Source organism: Streptomyces sp. NPDC057654 (assembly GCF_042800135.1).
Lineage (GTDB): Bacteria > Actinomycetota > Actinomycetes > Streptomycetales > Streptomycetaceae > Streptomyces.
Map to the genome: position 1 here is coordinate 1 of NZ_JBHVHQ010001016.1, position 2,832 is coordinate 2,832.

At 71.8% G+C, this 2,832-nt stretch carries 2 protein-coding genes and 1 pseudogene; 1 reads left to right on the forward strand and 2 read right to left on the reverse strand.

What is annotated here, in order from left to right; translation table 11 throughout:
* Nucleotides 1-382, reverse strand: a pseudogene (locus ACFU99_RS39755) (PAS sensor protein); the annotation flags it as partial.
* A 247-nt stretch (nucleotides 383-629) separates the two neighbouring features.
* Nucleotides 630-1,925: an NAD(P)/FAD-dependent oxidoreductase gene (locus ACFU99_RS39760; protein WP_384402448.1), complete on the reverse strand. Its 1,296-nt coding sequence runs from the start codon at nucleotides 1,923-1,925 to the stop codon at nucleotides 630-632.
* A 475-nt stretch (nucleotides 1,926-2,400) separates the two neighbouring features.
* On the opposite strand from ACFU99_RS39760, the gene ACFU99_RS39765 reads away from it, so the two are divergent.
* On the forward strand, nucleotides 2,401-2,832 hold a 432-nt coding region (locus ACFU99_RS39765; protein WP_384402445.1), incomplete at its 3' end, for a TetR/AcrR family transcriptional regulator.

The following is a 2,832-nucleotide window of genomic DNA, read 5'->3' on the forward strand; positions in this document are numbered from 1 at the left end:
CGTATGCGACGCGGTGCTCGGGGCCGTAGACGACGGCGACGAGGGCGGGGAGCTGGCCGAGGACCTCGTGGGCGGAGAGCCCGTCGAGGGTGGGGACGGGGCCTTCGGCCTGCGGCGCGTCCGCGGTGGCGGTCGCGGTGGCGGCCCGGCGTGTCGCGCCGGCGGCGGTCTTGCCGGCGGATTCGTCGGAAGCATTGTCGGGTTTATCGGGGGCGGGAGGCCGGGTCCGCGGGACGGTCTCGGCGCGGGCGGCGGGCACGGAGCCGTTGGCCCCGCCGCTCGCCGTGCTCGGGGGCTGCGAAGGCCCCGCGCCGCGGTCGGTGCGCGCCGCGGCACGGCGCTGGGTTCCGGGGAGCCGGGCGCTCCAGCGGGTGAAGTTCACAGAGGATTACCTCGTGGTGTCGTTACTGGGCTGCACACCTGCTCGGTGGCCCGGCTGGGGTTGTGGGGGGAGTTATCCAAGGGAAGGCAGCAAACGTCCGGATCCTCGTGCTTGTCACGGTCCTCGTGGTTGTCACTCTTCGCAGGTACGAGCCCACCCATGGTCACACGTCCAGTGTGACCGACCGGACTGACATCCGTCAGACGCCGGTCGTCCGGGTGGAGTTCCCGGCTCCGGACGGATGGGGTCACGTGCCTTCCGGGTGGCGCCCCGTCCCCGCGGCGAGTTCGAACTCGGCGCGCGGGTTCTCCAGGGAGCCGAGCGAGACGATCTCACGTTTGAAGAGCCCGGCGAGGGACCACTCGGCGAGTACGCGCGCCTTGCGGTTGAAAGTGGGGACCCGGCTGAGGTGGTAGAAGCGGTGCATGAGCCAGGCGGGGTAGCCCTTGAGCTTGCGCCCGTAGAGGTGCGCCACGCCCTTGTGGAGGCCCAGGGAGGCCACGGAGCCGACGTATTTGTGCGCGTAGTCGCGGACGGGCTCGTCCCGTAGGGACGAGATGAGGTTGTCCGCGAGGACTCGTGCCTGGCGTACGGCGTGTTGGGCGTTGGGCGCGCACTCCTTGCCGGGCTCGTCGGACGTCATGTCCGGGACGGCGGCGGCGTCCCCGGCGGCCCAGGCGTGTGCGACCCCGGCCACCTGGAGCGCCGCGGTGCAGGCGAGGCGGCCGCGGCCGTCGAGCGGCAGGCCGGTGGCGGCGAGGACAGGGTGCGGTTTGACGCCGGCGGTCCATACGACCGTACGGGCGGGGAACCGCGAGCCGTCGCTGAGCACCGCGACGCGGCCCTCGCAGGAGTCGAGACGGGTGTCGAGCCGCACGTCGATGTTGCGGCCGCGCAGCTCCCGTACGGCGTACTCGCCCATCTCGGGGCCGACCTCGGGGAGGATGCGGCCGGTGGCCTCGACGAGGATGAACCGTACGTCGTCGGGGGCGATGTTGTGGTAGTAGCGGGCGGCGTAGCGCGCCATGTCCTCCAGTTCGGCGAGCGCCTCGACGCCCGCGTAGCCGCCGCCGACGAAGACGAAGGTCAGGGCCGCGTCGCGGACTTCGGGGTCGCGGGTGGAGGACGCGATGTCGAGCTGTTCGAGCACGTGGTTGCGGAGCCCGATGGCCTCTTCGACGGTCTTGAAGCCGATGCCGAATTCGGCCAGGCCCGGGATCGGGAGGGTGCGCGAGACGGAGCCGGGGGCGAGGACCAGCTCGTCGTAGCGGAGCTCGACGCCGCCGGAGCCCTCCTCGTCGGCGGCGAGGGTCTTGACGGTCGCGGTGCGCCGCGCGTGGTCGACGGCGGTGGCCTCGCCGACGAGGACCTGGCATTTGGGCAGGGTGCGGCGCAGCGGGACGACGACGTGGCGCGGGGAGATGGAGCCGGCCGCGGCCTCGGGGAGGAACGGCTGGTAGGTCATATACGGGTCCGGGTCCACCACGGTGACCTGCGCTTCGTCCGTCTTCAGCTTCCGCTGGAGGCGCAGTGCCGTGTACATCCCTACGTAGCCGCCGCCGACAATCAGAATGCGCGCCGGTTCCTTCACAGAGGATCTCCTCGCGATGTCGCCCAGCCCGAGGGGGTGCCCTGGCCGGGGCCCGGCGCGGCTCGGCCGCTCCCGGATGCTGTGACCCCGGGAAAGCACAGCACCCTCCCATGACGCACCGGCAACAAGAATTTGTCCACAGGCCCGGCGAAATGTGTGACCGGCGGCGGAGGGGAACGCTCCGGGGTCCGGTCGCGGCGCCGCGGTGAAAGCCCGCAGGTCAGCCGCAGGCCATGGGGCGGCTGGGGAGCGGCCGATCCGGACCGGTCGGTTCGGTGGTCCGATCGTGGGACGGTCCGTGCGGAACTCCCCCTTCTTTCTTGACGCGGGCTCAACTATGTTCGTACCTGGTCGGGGTGGTGAGACACGCCCCGGCAGTCAGGGCGGGGAGTCTCCGGGGGGAGACGTCATTACCGGGGGAATGCTTATGCACATTCAGGGATCTCATTGGTCGGCTGCTGCTGTCGCGTCGTCCGACGCCAATGGCAGCCGCCACACGCCTTTGCGTGTGGACGCACAGCGCAATCTGGAGCACGTACTGCGGGCCGCTCGCGAGGTCTTCGGCGAGCTCGGCTACGGCGCGCCGATGGAGGACGTGGCACGCCGCGCCCGGGTGGGCGTCGGGACCGTGTACCGCAGGTTCCCGAGCAAGGACGTGCTGGTCCGGCGGATAGCCGAGGAGGAGACGGCGCGCCTGACCGAGCAGGCGCGGGCCGCGCTGGGGCAGGAGGACGAGCCGTGGTCGGCGCTGTCCCGGTTCCTGCGCACGTCGGTGGCGTCGGGCGCCGGGCGGCTGCTGCCGCCGCAGGTGCTGCGGGTCGGCGTCGACGTGGACTCCGAGGCCGCGGCCGAGGAGGCC